Below are 21,187 nucleotides of genomic sequence, written 5' to 3'. Positions count from 1 at the left end.
GTGACAGTCAGGCGAAGAGGGGGTTGATTGTGTCTACCTCATAGGGCAATGCAAGGCTTCATCCGCACATACCCGGGTCGAGGGGACAGTGCACAAAACGGGAGGGTCGGCGCAGCGTGACTGATGCTGAGCGCAGTGTGCGGGGGAACGTGGCCGTGGATCCGGGGGCGAGGGCGAGGGCGGCGACGGCGAGGGCCGTCCTCTGGCTGCTCGTCGCCGCCCTGGCGGTGCGGCAGATCGCGGTGGTGCTGCGCAGGCCGCCGGGCGAGCGCCTCACCGACCTGGAGACCTGGACCGGCGCGACCGGGGTCCTGCACATGGCGGGTTCCCTCTACGACCCCGGCCGGTTCACCGGGACGCCGTTCGCCGGGCTGGTGCTGAAGCCGCTGACGGTCTCGGCCGAGGAGGCCCTCGGCGTCGTGTGGACCTTCGGTTCCCTGCTGCTCGTCGTCGCGCTCGGGTTCGTCGCCGCCCGCGCCCTGCCCGCCCCGGTGAGCCGGCGCACCGCGTTCCTGGCGGCGCCCTTCGCGATCACCCTGCTCATGGTGTCGCTGCCCGTCCGCAACACCCTGTTCCTCGGCCAGACCAGCATCCTGCCGGTCCTGCTCGTGCTCCTCGCCTGCTTCGTGGCACGGGGCGAGCGGCTTCCGGGCGTACTGACCGGGATCGCGGCGGCCCTCCAGCCCGCCGTCCTGATCTTCGCCGTGCTGTTCTGGTTCACCGGCAGACGCCGGGCCGCGGTCACGGGGGGCGCCACGTTCGCCCTCTGTACCGCGCTGGCCTGGGCGGTGATGCCGCACGACTCGTGGGCGTACTGGGTGCACCACCTCGCGGGTGCCGGGCTCGGCGAGCGGCCGGACAGCCTGGCCAACCAGTCCCTGCACGGCGCACTGCTCCGCTTCGGCCTCCAGGGGCCGCTGGAGATCGTGCTGTTCCTGGTGCTGGCCGCCGCCGTCACCTTCCTCGGGCTGCGCCGCGCGGTGGGCTACGCACGGGACGGGCAGCTGCTCCTGGCCGTCGCCGTCACGGGCTGCGTCGCCGTCGCGGTGTCGCCGACGGCCTGGCAGCACCAACTGCTCTGGGTGCTGCTCGCCGTCGTGGGGCGGGTCGGGACGAAGGCCTCCGACCGGCTCGTGTGGCCGGCCGTGGTGGTGCTGGTGCTCACCCTGCCGGGGAAGATGCTGCTGCCGAACGTCGGAGTGCTCCTTCCCGTACGCGACAACGTGCTGCTCGTCGTGGCGCTCGGCGCGGCCTGTGCGGCGCCCTTCCTGTCCCGTACCTCGCCCCACTGGCAGCATCCGATCCCCACGGACCACGCCCGGCCGGTGGGGTCGCGCCTCGCGTGGGTGCCCCTGCTGCCGTTCTGGCGCCGGGTGCTCAGCCGCCCCAACCTGCTGCTGGAACTCCTGCTCATCCGGGTCGTCTACTCCGCATACGCCCAGGTCCGGCTGGCCGCCACCGCCGGGCGCCCCACGGCGGAGGCGCACGGCCGGCAGGTCCACGCCGCCGAGCAGTGGCTGCACATCGACATCGAGCACTGGGCCAACCACGCGGTCGTCGGCATCCCGTGGCTGCGCGACTTCTTCGACTACTACTACTCGACGTTCCACTTCATCGTGCCGCTCACGATCCTCGGTGTGCTGTACGTGCGGCGGCCCTCGGACTACCGCTGGGTGCGCAGCTCCATCGGCTTCGCCACGATCCTCGCCCTGTTCGGCTTCTGGCTCTACCCGCTGGCACCCCCACGGCTCATGCCGGGACTCGGCTTCATCGACACGGTCCACGGCGCGCAGGACCTCGACAGTCCCGATTTCGGGGCGCTGACCGCGGTGACCAACCAGTACGCGGCCATGCCGTCGCTCCACTTCGGCTGGTCGCTCTGGTGCGGGGTGGTGATCCTGCTGCTCGCCCCGAAGGCGTGGATGAAGGCACTGGGCCTGCTGCACCCGCTGTTCACGGTCTCCGCCATCGTCGCCACCGGCAACCACTGGGTGCTGGACGCGGTCGGCGGTGCGGCGGTGGTCGCGGCGGGCTTCGGCCTGACCTACGTCCTGTGCGGGCCCCGGCGGCTGGAGGCCGCCGCGGGCACACCCGAGCGACCCGGCCGGGACACCCCGGACACCGCCGGGGCGCCGGTCCCCGAACCGGCCGGCAGCAAGGTCTAGCGGCTTCCCCGGTCCTCGAAGGCGGCGCGGTCCTCGACGACGGCCCGGTCCTCGACGACGGCCTCGGCCTCGTGCTCGAAGGCGGCCCGCGCGTCGAAGGCCGCGCGGCGGGTCGCCCGGCGCAGGGCGCGCAGCAGCGCGGGGCCGACGGCGAGGGTCAGGGCCACGGTGAGGACGGCCCGGCCCAGGTCCCAGCCCAGCGAGGTGGCGGTGCAGTAGGCGAGGAAGCGGACCAGGTTCTCGTGCAGCGCGCCACCCGCGACGAAGGAGATCCCCGAACCGAGCCCCGGCACGATCGTCCACCCGTACAGGTTCATCACCGTGCCGTAGGCGAACGCCGCCACGAAGCCGTACGCCCCGAGCATCAGCAGCTCGCCCCGGCCGCGCAGCCGGTCGGGGCCGGGCAGCAGGCCCGCGCCCATCGTGAACCAGCCCATCGACAGCATCTGGAACGGCATCCACGGCCCGACCCCGCCCGTGAGCAGCGCCGAGGCGAACATCGTCACCGAGCCGAGCACGAAGCCGAAGCCAGGGCCCAGCACCCGCCCGCTCAGCACCATCAGGAAGAACATCGGCTCCAGACCGGCCGTCCCCGCGCCCAGCGGACGCAGCGCCGCACCCACCGCCGCCAGGACGCCGAGCATCGCGACGGCCTTGGCGTCCAGGCCCGAGTCGGCGATCGTCGCCACGACCACTCCGACGAGCAGCACGAGCAGCACGGCGAAGAGCCACGGCGCGTCCTCGGCGTGGGCGAGACCCGAACCCGCCCCGGCCAGCAGCGGCCAGCCGAACGCGACCAGCCCGGCCGCACTGGTCAGCACGAGCGCCGCGACGGCACGGGGGCCGAGCCGGACCGCGCGCACGGACCGGGCGGTCACGACGGGCCGTCCAGGGCCGCGCGCACCTGTGCCACGGTCAGCCACGCCTGGGGCGCCAGGATCTTCGAGGTCTGCGGGGCGAACGCGGGGGAGGAGACCACGACCTGCCGGGTCGGGCCGTCCGCGACGACCTCGCCGTCGGCGAGTATCACCACCCGGTGCGCCAGATCGGCGGCGAGCTCCACGTCATGGGTGGCCAGGACGATGGTGTGGCCCTCGGCCGTCAGCCGGCGCAGCACGCCGACCAGCCGGGCCTTCGCCGCGTAGTCGAGGCCGCGCGTCGGCTCGTCCAGGAGGAGCAGCGGAGGCCTGGCGGTCAGCACCAGCGCGAGGGCCAGGGCCAGCCGCTGCCCCTCGGAGAGATCACGGGGGTGGACGCCGTCCGGCACACCGGGCAGCAGCTCGGAGACCAGGGCCCGGCAACTGCCCCGGGGCGCGCCCGCGTCGGAGTCGGCCGCCGCGCACTCGGCCGCGACCGTGTCCGCGTACAGCAGATCGCGTGGTTCCTGCGGTACGAGCCCGACGCGGCGCACCATGTCGCGTGGCGGGGTGCGGGACGGGCGCACACCGCCGACGAGGACCGAGCCCGCGGTCGGCTCGGTCATCCCGACGAGGGTGGTCAGCAGTGTGGACTTGCCCGCGCCGTTGCGGCCCATCAGCGCCACCGCCTCGCCGGGTGCGAAGGACAGCGTCACCCCGCGCAGTGCCTCGACCCGTCCGCGCCGTACCCCGAGCCCCTCGACCCGGGTGACGCCGCCGGGGGGAGGCCCGGCGGGTGCCTCGCGCGCCGGACGACCGAGCAGGCGGCCCAGCAGCCCGGGGCGGGAGGCGGCGGCAGCGGCCGGCGGTACCACCGGGGGGTCCGCCGCGGTGTGGGGCGACGGCGGTTCGGTCCCGGCCAGCCGCTCGCGCAGCTCGGCCGCCCTGCGCCGCGCGTCACGCACCGAAAGGGGCAGCGGGTCCCAGCCCACCAGCCGGCCCAGGGCCACCACCGGCGGCCGGACGGGCGAGAGCGCCATGATCTCGGCGGGCGGCCCCATCAGCGGGGCGGCGCCCGGGGCGGGCAGCAGGAGGACCTGGTCGGCGTACTGGACGACACGTTCGAGCCGGTGCTCGGCCATCAGCACCGTCGTGCCCAGGTCGTGCACCAGCCGCTGGAGCACCGCGAGCACGTCCTCCGCGGCGGCCGGGTCCAGGGCGGACGTCGGCTCGTCCAGGACCAGCACCCTCGGGTGCGGGGTGAGGACCGAGCCGATCGCGACCCGTTGCCGCTGGCCTCCGGAGAGCGTGGCGATCGGCCGGTCGCGGAGCTCGGCGAGGCCCAGCAGGTCCAGCGTCTCCTCGACCCGCCGCCGCATGACGTCGGGGGCCAGACCGAGCGACTCCATGCCGTACGCCAGCTCGTCCTCGACGGTGTCCGTGACGAAGTGGGCGAGCGGGTCCTGGCCCACCGTGCCGACGAGATCGGCGAGTTCACGCGGCTTGTGGGTACGGGTGTCACGGCCGCCCACCGTGACCCGGCCCGTCAGCACGCCGCCCGTGAAGTGCGGTACGAGACCGGACACCGCGCCCAGCAGAGTCGACTTGCCGACTCCGGACGGGCCGACGACCAGCACCAGTTCGCCCTCCGGGACCGTGAGGTCCACCCCGGAGAGGGTGGGGCGTGCGGAACCCTCGTACCGCACCGAGACCTGCTCGAACCGGATCACGCGCTCTCCTTGGAGTCCGAGGGGGAGACGGGCAGCGGTGCCACCACGGCGGGCAGCAGCCCGCTCAGCACCGCGACGGCGGGCCACAGCGGGAGCACGGGAGCCGCCAGCGGCACGACACCGGGACGCAGGGCGTCCGGATCGGCGGCGCCCGCCCAGACCATCGCCGCCGCGACGACGGCACCCGAGCCCGCGACGAGCCAGGCCCGAACGCCCCAGCGGTCGGGCCGGTAGCGGGTGCGTACCGAGCGGCGCCCGCCGAGCCTCAGCCCGGCCAGCGCCGCCACCAGCCCGGCCAGCAGCAGGGGCAGGCCGTACACGGCGCCCTGCGCGGCCAGCAGCCCGTACGTACCCGCGCACACCCCGAGCAGCCCGCCGAGGGTGAGCACGTGCGTGGTGCGCCGGACGGCGGGCGGGACCTGGGCGGTGCGCCCGTACCCCCGCGCGTCCATCGACGCCGCCACGGCCACCGACCGCTCCAGCGCGCCCTCCAGCACCGGCAGTCCGATCTGGAGCACCGCCCCGATCCCACCGGTCGGACGGCCGCGCAGCCGGCGGGCCGTCCGCAGCCGGGCCACGTCGGCGACCATGTTCGGCGCGAACGTCATCGCGACGACCACGGCCACCCCGACCTCGTACAGGGCGCCCGGCAGCGACTTCAGCAGCCTGGCCGGGTTGGCCAGCGAGTTCGCCGCGCCGATACAGATCAGCAGGGTGGCCAGCTTCGCCCCGTCGTACAGGGCGAACACCAGCTGTTCGGCGGTGACCCGGCCACCGATCCTGACCCCCTGCGCCCAGCCGGGCAGCGGCACCTCGGGCAGCGCGAACAGCGTGTGCGTGCCGGGCACCGGGGAGCCGAGGAGTACGGAGAAGACCAGCCGCACCGCGACGACGAACAGCCCCAGCCGGATGAAGGCACCGTACGAACGGGCCCACGGCGCGTCCGTACGCCGGGCCGCGACCACGTAACCCGCGACGCCAACCAGCAGACCGAGCAGCAGCGGGTTTGACGTGCGGGACGCGGCGGTCGCCAGCCCCAGCGCCCACAGCCACCAGGCCCCCGCGGGAAGGGCGTTGCCGCGCGTGGCGCTCGGGGCGCGCAGGGCATGGTGGAGCCGGGCGGGGCCGGTGGAGCGGGTCATCGGCGGCGTCGGGCCCGCAGCAGCGCGGCGACACCCAGGACGAGTACCGCGCCGATCCCGGTGAGCACTCCGGCCGACGGGCCGCCGCCGCTGTCGTCCGCACGGTTTCCGTCCCCGGAACCCGCGGTGTCCGCGGCGCTGTCGGTGGCCTTCTCCGACCCGCCGTCCGCGACCTGTTCACCGCAGCCGGAGCGCGGATAGCCCGAGATCGCGCAGAGCATCGCGGCACTGTCGTACCGCAGGGGCTTCGCCACCGAGGCGAGCGCCTCCGCCGTGCTCGCGTCCGGAGCCACCCGTGCGCAGGCGGTGCGCGGGGCCGGGGGCTCCTCGCCGTCCGGCGCGTCCGCCGCCGTACCCGGGTCGATGACCAGGGCGACCCGCTTGCTGCCGTCCTTCGCCGGGGTGCCCGCGCAGACCGCGCCGAAGTCCGGGGCGCGGCGCGGCCGGGCGGAGTCCTGGGAGTCCTCGCTCACCGAGAAGCGGAAGCCCTGGACCGTGCCGTCGTCCGGCCGGACGAGGGACGGGCCCTGGGTGGCGTAGGTCCAGCCCTTGCCGCCGTCGCCCTCCCAGAACGACCAGTAGCGGTAGCCGGCGGCCTGCGCACCGCCCGCGCCGAGCACGGCCGACACGGCGGCGACGGCCAGGAGCAGCGCCGCCGTGACCAGCCGGCGCCTCACAGCTGCTGGTTCTTCCGGCGTCCGCTGAGCAGGAAGCCGACGCCCGCGCCGAAGGCGAGGCCGATGCCGATGATCCACCAGAGGCCGAGCCCCTCGTCGTCGCTGCTCGTGTCCGCCGGCTTCTCGGGCGCCGTCGAGGTCGGCGAGGGCGCGGCGGTGGCGGCGGGCGCGGGTCCCGTCGCGTTGAGCTGCTTCACGAGGTCGACGCCGCCGAAGTCACGGGCGTCGGTGCCGGTCGCGTGGGCGGCGAGCACCAGCTGGGCGGTGGCGGCGGGGCCGCCTTCCTCGGCCCAGCCCTGCGCGTTCTTCTCCAGGTAGGCGACCGCACCCGCGGCCTTGTCCTTGTGGCCGGACGCGGCCAGCGCCACGACCGCGTCGGCCGTGTTGCCGAAGTCCGGCTGCGGCGCGGAATCCTCGGCACCCGGCATGGGCGGCAGGTCCAGGTGGCCGGACCCGGAGAGTGCGGTCGCTAGGTAGTGGGCGCCGTTCTGCGCGGACTGCTCGACGGTGAGGCCGGTGCCCTCGGTACAGACGGGGGCCTTCACCGCGTTGGAGTTGCCCGCGGCCATGCCCTTGCCCATGGCGCCGAGCACCGCGGCCGCCGTGGCGTCCGCGTTGGCCGTGAGCTTGCCGTTCTTGTCCGGCTGGTAGGCGAACGCCCCGCCGCCCTCGCCGCCGCAGGGCAGCGCGAAGCCCTGCAGCGCGGTGTACGGCGTCTTCCCGCCGGGCTTGGTGATGTCGGCCAGCGGCACACCCGCCCGTCCCAGCGCCCCGGTCACCACGGCGGTGGAGTTGGCGTCGCTCGGGCTGCCGGGGTTGTAGCCCCAGCCGCCGTCGTCGTTCTGTACGGACTTCAGCCAGCTGACCCCGTTGTCCACGACCTCGCGGTGCACGGCCAGCTCCACCATGGCCTGGACCGCGGCCGCCGTCGCGTTGGTGTCCGCCACCGTCTTCGCGTCGCAGGGCTTCGAGGCGTCGCGGTACGCGGCGAACGCCCCGCTCGCGCACTGCTGGCCCACGAGCCAGTCCACCGACTTCGTGGCAGGCGTGACGAGCTCGATCCGCTGGGCGAGGAAGGCGAGCGACTGGCGCCACACCCCGTCGTACGTCGGGTCCTTGGTCCCGTACAGACCGGCCGGCAGGGCGGGCGCGGAGGAGGACGGGGACGGACTCGGTGCGGCGAGCGCCGCCGGGGCGGCCGCTCCACAGAGCACGGCGGTGATCGCGAGCGCTGCCGCGCGGCGGCGTACGGACATGACGGGCTGGGCCTCTCGAATGGGACTTCCCCTGCTCGAGCGCGCGGGGAAGGGGCTGTGCCGGATTCGCACCGGCTTCCCCCCGTAAGGGCAGGATGACGAGTCACTCACTCTACCGGGGCAGCCCCGACCCCCTCCGGGCGGACGGCCGCATCCGCTCGCCGCAAGGGCTTCCCAGCAGGTCAGAGCCCGTGCGAGACTCCGGCGAGGTCACATGGGCGCCCGCCCGTGGGAAGGCACGACCGGGGTGGGAAGCACCAGTGCGCAGAAGAGGTACGGCGGCTGCCGCCGTCGCGGTGGCCGTATTCACGACGACGGCGGGCTGCGGCCTCGTCGGCGACAGCGAGAGCGCGACCGCGCCGGCGTCGTCCCCGGATCCAGTCGTCCCGTACACCAGGGAGACGGCGGCGGGCGAGATCACGTCCCTCGCCCTGGCCGGCGGACTCCCGGCCGGCGACATGGCCATGTCCGGCCTGCCGAAGGGCGGTTGGCGGAACTGTGTCGCGCCCTGGACGACCGAAGCGCCGGCGGCCGGGGCCGCCGACGCGTTCGAGGCGACGGTGATGCGGTTGCGGCAGCACGACTGGGAGATCGTCTCCAGCCACGCCGAGAAGGACATCACCTACCGCACCCTGGCCAAGCGCGGCTGGAAGATCTACGCCAGGTACTACGCCATGGAGGGCTTCGGCCCCGACCGGATCGTCTCCCTGACGGCCGTCGAGGACGGCTGCGCGCTGCCCGGGCGGATCAGGGGCGACTACGAGGACCCGGCCTGACAGCCGGAGTCCGCGATCACGAAGTGGCCGGCCGGTGACTCCCGGAGCGTGTGGGTGACGAACACGTTGTACAGACCCATGTCCTGGTTCGAGCCGTTCGCGTAGGCGTGGCCGCCCGAGGTGTGCGCACGGCCGGCCGTGACGTGCGCGTAGTTCGTCGCCGTGAAGCACCGGGCGGGCGTCGCCCCGCCCGACGTCGTCGCGGTCAGGGCGGCGGAGGCGGCCCCCGCGGTGCCCGCCGAGTCGGCCGCCGCCACGGTGTAGCGGTAGGCGGTGCCGGCGGCCAGACCGGTGTCGGTGTACGACGACGAGGTGGTCGTGGCGACCTTCGCACCGTCGCGGTACACCAGGTAGGAGCCCGCCGACCCGACCGTGTTCCAGGCCAGCGAGGCGCTGTTGTCCGTGACGCCGGTGACCTTCAGGCCGGTGGGGGCGGGCAGCCCGTTCCCACCGCCGGGCGCCCCCTTGTCCAGCCCCCAGAACACACCCGTGTGGTACGACGAGCAGACGGTGTTCAGGAAGTACGCGGCCGTCGACCCGCACTGCTCCGTGCCCGACCCGGGCCCCACCGGCAGACCGTGCCCCATGCCGGAGACCAGGAACGTCTCCACCGCCGGCTGCCCGGACGCGTCTGCGTAGACGCTCCTGGTGGTGTTGCCCGGCAGGCTCTGGGTGCTGGACGGGGTCTGGCCGATGCCCCAGACGTCCGTCCACTGGTCGCGCAGCGCCGTGGCGTTGGCGGGGTAGACCGTGTAGTCGGACGTGCCCTGCCAGATCGCGACCCTGGGCCAGGGGCCGGTCCAGCCCGGGTGGGAACCCCGCACCTTGTCACCCCACTGGGCGGGGGACAGCGCCGGCGGCCCCGTCTGGCAGCCGGAGGCGGCGGCCTGGCTGGTGGCGCACTGGGCGGGCAGCCCGGAGGCAACGGACCCGCCCGCGAAGACGTCCGGGTAGGCGGCCAGCAGATCGGCGGTCATCCCGCCGCCCGCCGAGAGCCCCGTGACGTACACCCGGCGGCCGTCCGAGCCGTACGTCTGCTTCGCGTACTCGACCATCTGCACGACCGACGCCGCCTCGCCCTTGCCCCTGGTGCTGTCGGCAGGATCGAACCAGCCGAAGCACGACAGCGGGTTGTTCGCCGACGTGGTCTGCGGGAAGACCACGTCGAAGCCCCACAGGTCGGCGTACTTCGGCCAGCCCGAGTTGGTGTAGTAGGCGTTCGCCGTCTGGGTGCAGCCGTGCAGGGCGACGACCAGCGGGGCGCCGGCGGGCACGTCGTCGGGTGTGTACGCGAACATCTGGAGGTTTCCGGGGTTCGAGCCGAAGCCGGTGACCTGCTGGAGCCCGGCGGCAGCCGGGGCGGCGGGAGCGGCGAAGGCGCCGGCCGGGTTCGTGGCGAGCAGCGCCAGGACGGCGACGGACGCGACGCGGCGGAGCAGGCGTCGCAGGATCGGTGGGCGGGGCGTCGGTGGGCGCACGGTGGGGCCTCCCTGGTCGGACGTGCGGATGCTGCCGGAACCTATGAGCCCGGGACACCGCCGCCCATGTGGCAGGCGGACACCCGCCGCGCACCGGTGTGTGCGGCGCTCCTCTTGCGCGGCCCGAGGCCCCCGCCGGCCCGGCGCCGAGCACCCGGCCGTACGCCGCGGACCCGGCCGGGCGCACCATGTACGCCGCCACCATGCCCCTGCCCCGGGGTGTGTGAACCGACCCCGTGTGATGCGGGCGGGGACGTCCTTACGGTGACGCCCATGCAGACTTCCCGGACCCCGCAGCACGAACCTCCCGCCCCCGCCTCCCTCGCCGGGCGTACCGCCCTGGTCACCGGGGCCGCGAGCGGCATCGGACTGGCCTGCGCGCAGGCACTCGCCGCCGCGGGCGCGCACGTCCACGTGGTGGACAAGGAGGGCGACGCCGCCAGGAGCCTGGCCGAACGGATCGGCGGCACGGCCTGGGTCGCCGACCTGTCCGTGGCGGAGGCGGTGGACGCGCTGCCCGACGACGCGGACATCGTCGTCAACAACGCGGGGCTCCAGCACGTGGCACCCGTGCACGAGTTCCCGCCGGACCGCTTCACGCTGATCCACCGCGTCATGGTGGAAGCCCCGTTCCGCATCTTGCGCCGTACGCTCCCGGGGATGTACGAACGCGGCTGGGGCCGCGTGGTCAACATCTCGTCCGTGCACGGGCTGCGCGCCAGCCCCTACAAGTCGGCCTACGTCTCGGCCAAGCACGCACTGGAGGGGCTCAGCAAAGTGGTCGCACTCGAAGCGGCGGCGCACGGCGTGACGAGCAACTGCGTCAACCCCGGCTACGTCCGCACACCGCTGGTCGAGAACCAGATCGCCGACCAGGCACGCAGCCACGGCATCTCCGAGCAGGAGGTGGTAGACCGGGTGCTGCTGGAACGCAGCGCACTCAAGTCCCTGATCGAGCCCGCCGACGTCGCCGGGGCGGTCCTGTGGCTGTGCGGCCCTGGCACGGCGCACATCACCGGAAGCTCCCTCGCCATGGACGGCGGCTGGACCGCCAACTGACACCCGACCGTCCCCGGAAGCCGGAAGAACGATGTCCGCCCATGTCTGAGCCCTCCCCCTCCTCCGCGGCCCTGATGGCCCGCCTCCTCGATCTGCTGGCCGACGACGCCCCGGCCGAGGAGCTGGGTGCCGTCACCTCCCGGGCGCGGGCCGCCGGCGTGCCCGCCGCCGAGCTGGCCGAGGTGGAACGGGCGGCGGCCACCGCCCTGCGGATCAGGGGTGCGCTGCGCCAGCACCGGCGCCGGGAGCTCCAGCTCACCGCCCTGTTCGACACGGCCGGCGACCTGGCCGCCTCCAGGGACCTGGGCGACGTGCTCAAGGCGATCGTGCGGCGGGCCAGGATGCTGCTGGGTACCGACACCGCCTATCTCACCCTCCCCGACGAGGAGGCGGGGGACACCTACATGCGGGTCACCGACGGGTCGGTGTCCGTGCTGTTCCAGCGGCTCCGGCTCGAACTGGGCGAAGGGCTCGGCGGGCTCGTGGCACAGACCGCGAGCCCCTACGCGACCCCCGACTACCGCACCGACGAGCGCTTCCGCCACACCCGCAACATCAACGCCGGTGTGCTGGACGAAGGACTGGTCGCGATCCTGGGCGTTCCCCTGCTGCTCGGCTCCAGCCGGGGCGGCACGGGAAAGGTCATCGGGGTCCTCTTCGCGGCCGACCGCGCCGCCCGGGTCTTCAGCCCCGACGAGGTCGCCCTGCTCTGCTCCCTCGCCGCGCACGCCGCGATCGCCATCGACACCGCCCGGGCCCTGGACGACACCAGGACCGCCCTCGCCGAACTGGCCGGTGCGAACGCCGAACTGGCCGACGCCAACGCCGCCGTACGCGCGCACTCGGCCGCCATGCAGCGCGCCGAGGAGGCCCACGACCGGCTCACCGACCTGGTACTGCGCGGCGGCGACGTCAGGGACGTCGCCGCTTCGGTCGCCGGGCTGCTGGAGAGCCCCCTGACCATCCACGACCCGGGCGGGCGCCCGCTGGCCGCGGTGCGGCCCGACGGCTCCGCGTTCGCCGTCGACAGCATGGACGCCGACTGGCTCGAAGGGGCCGCCGAGGAGTCCCGCCGCGGGGCCCGCGCCGTGCACCGCGACGGCCGGTGGATCTGCGCCGTACTCGCGGGCCAGGAGCTGCTCGCCGGCCTCGTACTGCACCGGCCGGACCGGCTCGACGACTCCGACCGCCGGCTCTTCGAACGCGCCGCCGTCGTCACCGGCCTGCTCCTGCTGCTGCGCCGCACGGTCGCCGAGACCGAGAACCGCGTCCGGGGCGAGCTGATCAGCGACCTGCTGGGCGACCCGGAACGCGACCCGGCCGGGCTGGCGGAGCGCGGCCGGAGGCTCGGCATAGACCTGGACCGGCCGCACCTGCTGCTGGTGGCGGAGGCCGCGCCCCGGGAGAAGCTCGGCGGCGCCGCGATGCGCTACCTGTTCGGCGGCGACATCCACGGGGTGAGCGCCGAACACGCCGGCACGGTCGTGCTGCTGCTCGACTGCGACGCCCGCTCCCAGGCCTCCTCCTCCGCGGCCGGCGACGCCGCACGCGCGGCGGCGGCACAGCTCGGACACCTCGTCCAGGCGCCCGTCACCGTCGCGGGGACGGGACCGGCGGGCGGTGTCCGCGAACTCGCGGCCGCCTACGCGGAGGCCGCCCGCTGCCTGCGCGCCATGCGGGTGCTGGGGCGGGAGGGCGAGGGCGCCTGCGTGGACGAACTCGGCTTCCTGGGCGTCGTACTGGGCAACGCCAAGGACGTGGACGGCTTCGTGACCGCCGTGCTGGGCCCGCTGCTGCGTTACGACGAGCGGCGCGGCACACATCTCGTACGGACGCTCAGGGCGTACTTCGGCGCCGGGGGCAGCCTGATCCGGGCCAAGGACGAACTGCACGTGCACGTCAACACGGTGGTGCAGCGCCTCGACCGGATCCAGGTGCTGCTGGGCCGCGACTGGAACGAGCCCGACCGTGCGCTGGAACTCCAACTGGCCCTGCGGCTGCACCTGCTGTCGGGCGGCCGGGACGGCTGAGCCGCCGGTCCTGACCCTCCGGTACGGCCTGGGGGAGGGCCCGGTCCGGCCTCAGCGCGGGAGCGACGCCCGCAGCAGGGCGCCGGCGACCTCGGAGGCCCCCTTGTCGCCCGTCAGCACCGTGTAGTGGTTGACGTCCTCGACGCGCACCGCCTCGACGATCGTGCCCGGCAGGCCCGCCGCCGCGAGCCGGGACTCGTCGTACAGCCCCTGCTCCTCGTCCATCAGGCCCCGCTGCGCCCACAACAGCACTGCGGGGTGCGGTAGTTCGCGTACCGCCGAGAGCACCTCGCCCTGGAACAGCCCCACCCCGTCCGTGCGCACGGCCTCCAGCCGGCAGCCCGAGCGCATCGAGGGCTCCTCGCCCGTCAGGTCCCGCTGGATGTAGGCGTCCACCTCGGGGGACCAGGCGTCGCCGCCGAACGCGGGGTGGGCCCGCCAGAACTCGCGGTAGGCGTCCCGGTCGGCGAACGTCATCGACAGGCGGTCCATGGCCGGGCCGATCACCGCCCTCACCAGCTCGTCCGCCGACAGGTGGGTGGGTGCGGGGAAGCCGAACCCGCCGTCCACCAGCACCAGTTCGCCGAAGCGCTCCCGGTGGCGCACGGCCGCCAGCGCCGCGACGAAGGCACCCATCGAGTGGCCGGCCAGCGTCACCCGGTCCAGGCCGAGGGCTTCGGCCAGGGCGGCGGCGTCGTCCGCGTGCGCGGCGATGCCGTACGGCCCCGGAAGTCCGGCGCTGGCCGCCCGGCCGCGCAGGTCCGGGGCGATCAGGGTGACCCGGCCGGCCAGGTGGCGGGCGACCGTGCCCCAGGACAGCGCGTTGGCGGTGATGCCGTGCAGCGCCATGACCACGGGCGCCCCCGGGTCGGGGGCCGGCCAGCGCAGCGCGGCCAGTCCACCGCCTGCGACGGGGACGCGTATCTCCTCGTACGGGGTCATCGGTTCTCCTCACGGGGCCGGCGCAGACGGGACGGCAGACGGGCCAGACCGCCCGGCAGCAGGTGTACCACGGCCACGAACAGCACCCCGAGCAGGAACAGCGGCTGGGAGAGCGGCACGCGCAGGACCGCGGGCAGGTCGGCGACGGCACCCGAACCGGCCAGGTCACCGAGCCGGTGGTCGGCCCAGGTGTAGAGGACACCGCCGACCATCGGGCCCCAGCGGGTGCCCGATCCGCCCAGCACCACCATGACGAGCAGCGACAGGGTGAAGTCCGAGGTCGTGGTCTGGGGGGTGGAACCGCCGGTCAGCAGCAGATGCACGAGCCCGCCGACCGCCGCCAGGGCTCCGGCCAGCACGAACGCCGTCAGCTTGAAGCCGTACGGTCTCAGGCCCAGCACCTCGACCCGGCGTTCGTTCTCCTTGATGCCCTCCCAGACCCGGCCTGTGGGGGAGCGCACCGCCCACCGGACCACCCCGAGGGTGAGGACGAGGTAGGCGAGGGCGATCCAGTAGAGGTTCGCGGTGTTGTCGATGCCCACCAGCCAGGACGGCAGGAGTTCCGCCGGGGCCGCCCGGCCCTCCTCGCCGCCGGTGAGACCGCCGGGGTCGCGGGAGACCAGGATCGAGCCGGCCTGGGCGAAGGCGAGCGTCACCATGGAGAAGCCGATGCCGGTGACCCGCAGGCTCACCGAGCCCAGCACCAGGGCGAGCACGATGCCGGAGCACAGCCCCAGCACGGCGGCGAGGGCGAACGGAAGCCCCGCCTCCAGCAGGAACGTGTTCGTGGCGTAGCTGCCCGTCGCGAAGTACAGGGCGTGCCCGAAGGAGAGCAGCCCCGTCCGGCCGAGCAGCAGGTCGTATCCGGTGGCGAGGGCGCCGAACAGCAGGCAGGTCGCCAGGAGTTGGAGGCTCCCGGGGCTGCCGAGCGGGCCGTCGAGCAGCCCCGGCACGGGGAGCGCGCTCCAGGGCGCGGAGACCAGCAGCGCGAGGACCGCGGCCGGCCACCAGCGCAGCAGCCGGACTCCCGGGCGCTCCGGCGCGGTGCCGACCGGAGTGGGTGCGGGTGCGGATGTGGTGGCGGTGCTCACGCGAGCCTCCCGGTCAGTCCGCGCGGCCGGACGAGCAGCAGCGCGGCGAGCAGGACGACGACGGCCAGGTCGCCGAGACCCGCTGCGGTGTAGTAGTTGGCGAACTGCTGGACCAGGCCGATGACGACGGCCGCCACGGCGGCGCCGGTCACCGAGCCCATCCCGCCGGTGACCACGACGACGAACGCGAAGATCAGCAGCGAGGTGCCCTGCCGGGGGTCGACCGAGCCGAAGTACAGCCCCCCGAGTGCCCCGCCGAGCGCCGCGACGCAGCCGCCGATCGCGAAGACCAGGGTGAACGCCTTGCGGACGTCGATGCCCAGCGCCGTCACCATCGCCCGGTCCTCGACCCCGGCCCGTACGACGAGACCGTGCCTGGTGCGGCCGAGGAAGACCCGCAGCGCGGCGAGGACGAGGGCCGCCGCCGCGATCAGCACCAGCCGATTGACCGGGACTTCGGCGCCCAGCAGCCCGAAGGTGCCGGACAGGGCCTCGGGCCCGGGGAAGGTCCGGGCGTCCGGACCCCAGATGCCGGACAGCAGGGCGGGCACGGCGAGGCCGACACCGACCGTGGCGAGCACCTGCTCGCGCGGCCGGGTGTAGAGCGGGCGCACGACTGCCAGTTCCAGGAAGACGGCGGCCAGCGTGCCCGTCGCCGTACCGAAGAGGACCGCCAGGGCGAAGCCCCAGCCGCCCGGACCGGCGCCGGGCAGGTTGCCGGACGCGGCCCACCAGGTGCCGTACGCGCCGACGGAGAGCAGTGCTCCGTGGGCGAAGTTGAGCACGTCCATCAGGCCGAAGATCAGCGAGAGCCCCGACGCGATGAGGAAGTAGAGCGCTCCCAGGCCGAGTCCGGTCATGGTGAGCAGCACGACGGTGGACATCAGGAATCCGCCTCCGCGGTGTGTGTGGCGAGCGGGTCCCGGCCGACGCCGAGCAGCCGCCGGGTGGCCTCCGCGTCGCCCAGCAGTGCGGCCGCGTCCCCCCGGTGGGCGGTACGGCCGTCGGAGAGCACCACGCAGTGCCGGGCGAGCCGGCGCACGACGGCGAGGTTCTGTTCGACCAGGAGCACCGGCACCGCCTCGGCGGCGCGTTCCAGGACCTGGGCCACCTCGGTGACCACCTTGGGCGCCAGGCCCTTGGTGGGCTCGTCGGCGATGATCAGCCGGTTGTCGTTGAGCAGGGTCCGCCCGATGGCCACCATCTGCTGCTGCCCCCCGGACAGGGTTCCCGCCAACTGGCCTCTCCTGCGCTTGAGTTCGGGGAAGAGCTCATGGACCAGGCCGTACGCGGGGCTGCCCGCGCCGCGGCGCTCCGCCAGGCGCAGGTTCTCCGCGACGGTGAGGCCCGCGAAGACCCCCCGGTCCTCGGGGGCGTAACCGACGCCCCGGCGGACCAGGGTGTGGGTGGGCAGTCCCACGGTCTCCTCGCCGTCCAGAAGCACGCTCCCGGCGCGCGGCACGAGTCCGAGGACGGCGCGCACGGTCGTGGTTTTGCCCGCCCCGTTGCGGCCGAGCAGCGCGGTCACGCCGTGGCGGGCCACGTCCAGGTCCACGCCGTGCAGGATGTGCCGGCCGCCGATGAGCACGCGCAGGTCCCGCACGGCGAGCAGGGCGGGCGCCGTGGCCCCGGGGGGCGCGGTCACAGTCCCTCCCCGAGGTAGGCCCGCTGCACGACCGGGTCCGCCGTGACGGCGGCGGGCGTGTCCAGGGCGAGCAGGCGGCCGTGGTGCATCACGGCGAGCCGGTCCGCGAGACCCAGCAGGACGTCCATGTGGTGCTCGACCATCAGCACGGTGCGGCCCTCCTCGCGGTGCAGGGTGCGGATCAGCTCGGTGAGTGCCGGGACCTCCTCGGCGCTCACCCCTGCCATCGGTTCGTCGAGCAGCATGAGCCGGGGCTCGCCCACCAGCAGCACCGCGAGCTCCAGCTTGCGTTTCTCACCGTGGGAGAGTTCGGCCGCCGTGGCCCCGGCGCGGTGGCCGAGGCCCGTGCGCTCCAGTACGCCGTCCACCTCGGCCGGGTAGGGCCGGGCGCGCCGCCACAGCCGGTGCGAACCGCCGTGCACGGCCTGCGCGGCCAGCCGGACGTGCTCGGCCACCGTCATCCCCGGCCAGAGGCTGGAGGTCTGGAACGTCCGGCCGATCCCGCGCCGCGCCCGGGTGTGCACGGACAGGCGGGTCAGGTCCGAGCCGTCCAGCGTGATGGTGCCCGCGGTCGGCCGGACGATCCCGCTGATCAGGTTGAACAGGGAGGTCTTGCCCGCCCCGTTGGGCCCGATGAAGGCGAGGAACTCGCCCTCGCGTACACCGAGGGTGACGTCCTCGACGATGGTCGCGCCACCGATCCGCCAACCCAGGCCGTCCAGTCGAAGCACCGGGGCGCCCGCGAGCGCCCCCTCGTCCCGCGCGGTGGCGGAGCCGGTCGCCGTCACGGGTCAGCCCGCCGAGGGCTTCGCGGGCGGGGCCACCTCGTCCATCGGCAGCGTGCTCACCAGTTCGGGCTTCGCGGCGGCTCCCGTGCCGTTCAGTCTGGCCACGAACATCGGCTGGACCAGAGCGTGGTCCTCGGCCCGGATCAGCTCCTTGCCCTTCACCCCGTCGAAGCTCCAGCCCTCCAGGGCCTTCACCATGGCGGCGGTGTCGGTGGCGCTGCCCTCCTCGACGGCCCGCACGACCATCTGCGCCGCGGTGAAACCGTCGGGGGTGAACAGGTCGGGGGTCCCGCCCGCCTTCTCGACCCCGGCCAGCATGGCCTTCTCCACGGCGTTGCCGCCGCCCGCGCCGGGGAAGTAGTGCGCGAGGAAGGAGACCTTCGCGCCGGCCTTCCCGAAGACCGGGTACGACGCCGTCCCGGCCAGCCCGGTGACGACCTTGCCGGCGTTCAGCACGCCCTGCTGGTCGAGCGCCGTCCACAGGGCGGGGGCGGTCGCACCGGCCCAGGCGACGAAGACGAGATCGGGCGAGCCCGCCTTGACCTGCCGGGCGAAGGGGGTCAGGTCCGTGGCGCTGGGCGGGGCCAGGACCGAGCCGACCGACGCCCCCTCGGCGCCGAGGACCGCCTTGACGGCCGCGACGTTGGCCTGCCCGAAGGTGGAGTCCTGCGCGAGGACGGTGACCTTCTTGCCCTTGGGGTCCCCGAGCATGGTGCCCGCGGTGAGGATGTCCTGGTAGGACTGCCGGCCCGAGCGGAAGGTGTACTCGTTGACGCCGGTCAGGGCATCGGTGGCGGCCGGGCCGTTGACGTAGAGCACCTTGTTCTGGGCGGCCAGCGGGGCCATCTGGAGGGCCACGCCGGAGTCGGTGGTGCCGGCCAGCACCTTGCAGCCCTTGCCGATCAGGTTCTTCGCCGCGGACACCGCCTTGCCTGGGTCACCCGCGTCGTCCTGCTCGGTGACCTCGATCCGGTGGCCGCCCGCCTTGCCGGTGCCCTTCGTGGCGTGGTCGAGGCCCGCCATGAACCCGTCGCGGTACTGCTTGCCGTACGCGGCGAGCAGCCCCGTACGGGAGTACACCAGGCCCACCTTGACGGCCTCGTCGTCGCCCGAGCCGCTCCCGGATCCGCCGCCCGCCCGGCCGGCGGCGGTGCAGCCCACCATGAGCAGACCCGCGGCGCCGAGGGCGGCCGCGGTCAGGGTTCTTCTCCGGACGGTGCCTACAGTTCTGCGACGCATGGGGACCGGCTCCTCGGCGTGGTTCGGGTGATGACGGCCGAACCGTACGAACACCTGGGCGCCGTCGACATGTTGCAGGAAACCCCACCTGGGCGGGTGCCGGTGTGCGTACCGCACATGGGCATGGCTCAGGGGGTGTCGGCCGACCGGCCGATCAGCCCGCACACCGTCTCGATGTCCCGCCTCACCTGCGCCACCGACTCACGGCCCGACAACCAGGTGATCAGCGCCGAGTGCCAGGTGTGCTCGATGACGCGGACCACGGACAACTGCTCCTGCGTCGGCTCCTCCAACTCCATCGCGTCCAGCACGATCGCGGTGGTCAGCCGGGACACGGCGTCGACCTCGGCGCTCACCCCCCGGTCGGCGAAGGTCAGCGCCCGCACCATGGCGTCGGCCAGGTGCGGATGGCGCTGGAGGGCGCGGAAGGCGCGCATCAGGGTCTCGGCCACGCGCTCGGCGGCGTCGTCGCCCGCCGGCGGCTTCCTGCGCAGGGTGGTCTGCATCTGCTGGAGCTGGTCCTGCATCACCGCGACCAGCAGGTGGACCTTGGAGGGGAAGTAGCGGTACAGCGTGCCCAGGGCCACCCCGGCGGCGTCCGCCACCTCGCGCATCTGCACCGCCTCGAAGCCGCCCCGCCCGGCGAGCTGGGCGCCGGCCCGCAGGATGCGGCGGCGGCGGGCCTCCTGGCGTGCCGTCAGAGGGCCCGCTGCCGGCCTGGCTTCCGCTGTCATCTGCCCCATCCAAAAAGGGAGAACCGGTTACCTGTCCGGTCGGTGCCGGTTTCCGGGCACACGCAGCCGGCCAGAGCGTCCGTCGTGGCGTGAATCACCTGTTCCGGCCGTCACGCGGACGCTACCTGCCGGTAGATTCGATACGTATTGAACGAACGAGTCTGAAACTTGTTCTAGATTAGCGCGACCGGTTACGCTCCGGCGAAAACGCAGTGAGAAGGGTGCCGAGTGTGACCGCTGAGGCCATAGAGACAGGCCCCTTCGCGGGCGGTGGCGTGTCGGACACCGACGGTGACCGGCCGTTGCGCATCGCACTCCTGACCTACAAGGGCAACCCCTTCTGCGGCGGCCAGGGAGTCTACGTCCGCCACCTCGGCCGCGAGCTCGCCCGGCTGGGCCACAGCGTCGAGGTCATCGGCGCCCAGCCCTACCCCGTGCTCGACGAGGGCGTCCCCCTCACCGAACTGCCGAGCCTCGACCTCTACCGCCAGCCCGACCCGTTCCGCACCCCCGGGTTCGGTGAGTACCGCGACTGGATCGACCTCGCCGAGGTCGCCACCATGTGGACCGGCGGCTTCCCCGAGCCCCTCACCTTCAGCCTGCGGGCGCGGCGCCATCTCGTGTCCAGGCGCGGCGACTTCGACATCGTGCACGACAACCAGACGCTCGGTTACGGCCTGCTCGGCGATCTCGGCGCCCCTCTCGTCACCACGATCCACCACCCCATCACCGTGGACCGCCGACTGGACCTGGACGCCGCCGAATCCGGACGACGGCGCCTCTCCGTGCGCCGCTGGTACGCCTTCACCCGCATGCAGAAGCGTGTCGCCCGCCGGCTGCCGTCCGTCCTCACCGTCTCCGGCTCCTCCCAGCAGGAGATCGTCGAGCACCTCGGGGTGCGCCCCGACCGCGTCCACGTCGTCCACATCGGGGCCGACACCGACCTCTGGTCGCCCGACCCCTCGGTCGCCGAGGTCCCCGGCCGGATCGTCACCACCTCCAGCGCCGACGTACCGCTCAAGGGCCTCGTCCACCTCGTCGAAGCCCTGGCCGAACTCCGCACCGAGAACCCGCGGGCGCACCTCGTGGTCGTGGGCAAGCGCGCCGAGGACGGGCCCGTGGCGCAGGCCATCGAGCGGTACGGACTCCAGGACGCCGTCGAGTTCGTCAAGGGCATCAGCGACGCCGAACTCGTCGACCTGGTCCGCAGCGCCCAGATCTCCTGCGTCCCCTCGCTCTACGAGGGCTTCTCGCTGCCCGCCGCCGAGGCCATGGCCACCGGCACCCCGCTGGTGGCCACCACCGGCGGCGCCATCCCCGAGGTCGCGGGGCCCGACGGTGAGAGCTGCCTCGCCGTCCCGCCCGGTGACGCCGGGGCCCTTGCCGCCGCTCTCGGCCGACTCCTCGGCGACCGCGAGCTCCGCGCCCGCCTCGGCGGGGCCGGCCGCGCCCGGGTGCTGGCCAACTTCACCTGGGCGCGTGCCGCCCTAGGCACCGTCGAGCTCTACCGTCAGTCGATCGCCGCCCGGGGAGCCCGCAGGTGAGCGCCCCCACGGCTCCCGGAACCCGTACCTCCGA

The 21,187-nt window shown here is 74.0% G+C and carries 18 protein-coding genes; 5 read left to right on the top strand and 13 right to left on the bottom strand.

What is annotated here, in order from left to right:
- Positions 1 to 116: 116 nt before the first annotated feature.
- On the top strand, positions 117 to 2,165 hold the full coding sequence (locus tag AB0I83_RS21635; protein ID WP_363305784.1) for a bifunctional glycosyltransferase 87/phosphatase PAP2 family protein: 2,049 nt from the start codon (positions 117 to 119) through the stop codon (positions 2,163 to 2,165).
- Here the strand turns inward: AB0I83_RS21635 and AB0I83_RS21630 are convergent.
- The 5 genes from AB0I83_RS21630 to AB0I83_RS21610 are packed head-to-tail and all read right to left on the bottom strand — an operon-like array spanning position 2,162 to position 7,827.
- Complete coding sequence (locus tag AB0I83_RS21630) at positions 2,162 to 3,043, bottom strand: ECF transporter S component (protein WP_363305783.1); 882 nt, start codon at positions 3,041 to 3,043, stop codon at positions 2,162 to 2,164. The genes AB0I83_RS21635 and AB0I83_RS21630 overlap by 4 nt on opposite strands.
- Positions 3,040 to 4,752 carry an ATP-binding cassette domain-containing protein gene (locus AB0I83_RS21625; RefSeq protein WP_363305782.1) on the bottom strand — a complete coding sequence of 571 codons (1,713 nt, stop codon included), beginning with the start codon at positions 4,750 to 4,752 and terminating at the stop codon, positions 3,040 to 3,042. Before AB0I83_RS21625 ends, AB0I83_RS21630 begins: the two co-directional genes overlap by 4 nt.
- Entirely contained in the window at positions 4,749 to 5,894 is a 1,146-nt protein-coding gene (locus AB0I83_RS21620) for an energy-coupling factor transporter transmembrane protein EcfT (RefSeq protein WP_363305780.1), read from the bottom strand. The genes AB0I83_RS21625 and AB0I83_RS21620 overlap by 4 nt, the downstream gene beginning before the upstream one ends.
- Positions 5,891 to 6,571, bottom strand: coding sequence for an SCO2322 family protein (locus tag AB0I83_RS21615; protein ID WP_363305779.1), 681 nt, complete (start codon positions 6,569 to 6,571; stop codon positions 5,891 to 5,893). Before AB0I83_RS21615 ends, AB0I83_RS21620 begins: the two co-directional genes overlap by 4 nt.
- Entirely contained in the window at positions 6,568 to 7,827 is a 1,260-nt protein-coding gene (locus AB0I83_RS21610) for a prenyltransferase/squalene oxidase repeat-containing protein (protein WP_363305778.1), read from the bottom strand. Before AB0I83_RS21610 ends, AB0I83_RS21615 begins: the two co-directional genes overlap by 4 nt.
- 260 nt (positions 7,828 to 8,087) lie before the next feature.
- Between AB0I83_RS21610 and AB0I83_RS21605 the strand changes: the two genes are divergently transcribed.
- Positions 8,088 to 8,603, top strand: a complete 516-nt coding sequence (locus AB0I83_RS21605; protein ID WP_363305777.1) for a hypothetical protein — start codon at positions 8,088 to 8,090, stop codon at positions 8,601 to 8,603.
- On the opposite strand, the gene AB0I83_RS21600 is transcribed toward AB0I83_RS21605, so the two are convergent.
- On the bottom strand, positions 8,585 to 10,081 hold the full coding sequence (locus AB0I83_RS21600) for a PHB depolymerase family esterase (RefSeq protein ID WP_363305776.1): 1,497 nt from the start codon (positions 10,079 to 10,081) through the stop codon (positions 8,585 to 8,587). The genes AB0I83_RS21605 and AB0I83_RS21600 overlap by 19 nt on opposite strands.
- Positions 10,082 to 10,354: 273 nt before the next feature.
- Here AB0I83_RS21600 and AB0I83_RS21595 point away from each other — a divergent pair, with 273 nt between their 5' ends.
- Together AB0I83_RS21595 and AB0I83_RS21590 are read left to right on the top strand one after the other, a co-directional pair.
- Entirely contained in the window at positions 10,355 to 11,140 is a 786-nt protein-coding gene (locus AB0I83_RS21595; RefSeq protein ID WP_363305775.1) for a 3-hydroxybutyrate dehydrogenase, read from the top strand.
- Positions 11,141 to 11,181: 41 nt separating this feature from the next.
- A complete protein-coding gene (locus AB0I83_RS21590; protein WP_363305774.1) occupies positions 11,182 to 13,170 on the top strand; it encodes a GAF domain-containing protein in 1,989 nt (662 codons plus the stop codon).
- Positions 13,171 to 13,221: 51 nt separating this feature from the next.
- Here the strand turns inward: AB0I83_RS21590 and AB0I83_RS21585 are convergent, their stop codons facing one another.
- From AB0I83_RS21585 to AB0I83_RS21555, 7 genes are all read right to left on the bottom strand, one after another.
- Positions 13,222 to 14,112 carry an alpha/beta hydrolase gene (locus AB0I83_RS21585; protein WP_363305773.1) on the bottom strand — a complete coding sequence of 297 codons (891 nt, stop codon included), beginning with the start codon at positions 14,110 to 14,112 and terminating at the stop codon, positions 13,222 to 13,224.
- Positions 14,109 to 15,203, bottom strand: a complete 1,095-nt coding sequence (locus AB0I83_RS21580) for a branched-chain amino acid ABC transporter permease (protein WP_356840317.1) — start codon at positions 15,201 to 15,203, stop codon at positions 14,109 to 14,111. Before AB0I83_RS21580 ends, AB0I83_RS21585 begins: the two co-directional genes overlap by 4 nt.
- Positions 15,200 to 16,087, bottom strand: a complete 888-nt coding sequence (locus AB0I83_RS21575) for a branched-chain amino acid ABC transporter permease (RefSeq protein ID WP_363305772.1) — start codon at positions 16,085 to 16,087, stop codon at positions 15,200 to 15,202. The genes AB0I83_RS21580 and AB0I83_RS21575 overlap by 4 nt, the downstream gene beginning before the upstream one ends.
- Positions 16,087 to 16,848, bottom strand: coding sequence for an ABC transporter ATP-binding protein (locus AB0I83_RS21570; protein ID WP_356840315.1), 762 nt, complete (start codon positions 16,846 to 16,848; stop codon positions 16,087 to 16,089). The genes AB0I83_RS21575 and AB0I83_RS21570 overlap by 1 nt, the downstream gene beginning before the upstream one ends.
- Positions 16,845 to 17,636: an ABC transporter ATP-binding protein gene (locus AB0I83_RS21565; protein ID WP_363305771.1), complete on the bottom strand. Its 792-nt coding sequence runs from the start codon at positions 17,634 to 17,636 to the stop codon at positions 16,845 to 16,847. The genes AB0I83_RS21570 and AB0I83_RS21565 overlap by 4 nt, the downstream gene beginning before the upstream one ends.
- Before the next feature lie 3 nt (positions 17,637 to 17,639).
- Complete coding sequence (locus tag AB0I83_RS21560) at positions 17,640 to 18,875, bottom strand: substrate-binding domain-containing protein (RefSeq protein WP_363305770.1); 1,236 nt, start codon at positions 18,873 to 18,875, stop codon at positions 17,640 to 17,642.
- A gap of 128 nt (positions 18,876 to 19,003) precedes the next feature.
- On the bottom strand, positions 19,004 to 19,609 hold the full coding sequence (locus tag AB0I83_RS21555; RefSeq protein ID WP_356533250.1) for a TetR family transcriptional regulator: 606 nt from the start codon (positions 19,607 to 19,609) through the stop codon (positions 19,004 to 19,006).
- Positions 19,610 to 19,839: 230 nt separating this feature from the next.
- On the opposite strand from AB0I83_RS21555, the gene AB0I83_RS21550 reads away from it, so the two are divergent.
- Positions 19,840 to 21,153, top strand: coding sequence for a glycosyltransferase family 4 protein (locus AB0I83_RS21550; RefSeq protein ID WP_363305769.1), 1,314 nt, complete (start codon positions 19,840 to 19,842; stop codon positions 21,151 to 21,153).
- The last annotated feature ends 34 nt before the right edge of the window (positions 21,154 to 21,187 follow it).

Origin of the sequence: Streptomyces sp. NPDC049970 (assembly GCF_040660235.1) — a bacterium.
In the GTDB taxonomy this organism is placed as follows: domain Bacteria; phylum Actinomycetota; class Actinomycetes; order Streptomycetales; family Streptomycetaceae; genus Streptomyces.
Note: the sequence above shows the minus strand (reverse complement) of the source record. Positions and strands in the feature narration are given on the sequence as shown.

Bases quoted from the DNA above. Each gene is read 5' to 3' on its own strand.
- AB0I83_RS21620 (WP_363305780.1), bottom strand. From the start codon at position 5,894: ATGACCCGCTCCACCGGCCCCGCCCGGCTCCACCATGCCCTGCGCGCC.
- AB0I83_RS21610 (WP_363305778.1), bottom strand. From the start codon at position 7,827: ATGTCCGTACGCCGCCGCGCGGCAGCGCTCGCGATCACCGCCGTGCTC.
- AB0I83_RS21595 (WP_363305775.1), top strand. From the start codon at position 10,355: ATGCAGACTTCCCGGACCCCGCAGCACGAACCTCCCGCCCCCGCCTCC.
- AB0I83_RS21590 (WP_363305774.1), top strand. From the start codon at position 11,182: ATGTCTGAGCCCTCCCCCTCCTCCGCGGCCCTGATGGCCCGCCTCCTC.
- AB0I83_RS21585 (WP_363305773.1), bottom strand. From the start codon at position 14,112: ATGACCCCGTACGAGGAGATACGCGTCCCCGTCGCAGGCGGTGGACTG.
- AB0I83_RS21575 (WP_363305772.1), bottom strand. From the start codon at position 16,087: ATGTCCACCGTCGTGCTGCTCACCATGACCGGACTCGGCCTGGGAGCG.
- AB0I83_RS21560 (WP_363305770.1), bottom strand. From the start codon at position 18,875: ATGCGTCGCAGAACTGTAGGCACCGTCCGGAGAAGAACCCTGACCGCG.
- AB0I83_RS21555 (WP_356533250.1), bottom strand. From the start codon at position 19,609: ATGACAGCGGAAGCCAGGCCGGCAGCGGGCCCTCTGACGGCACGCCAG.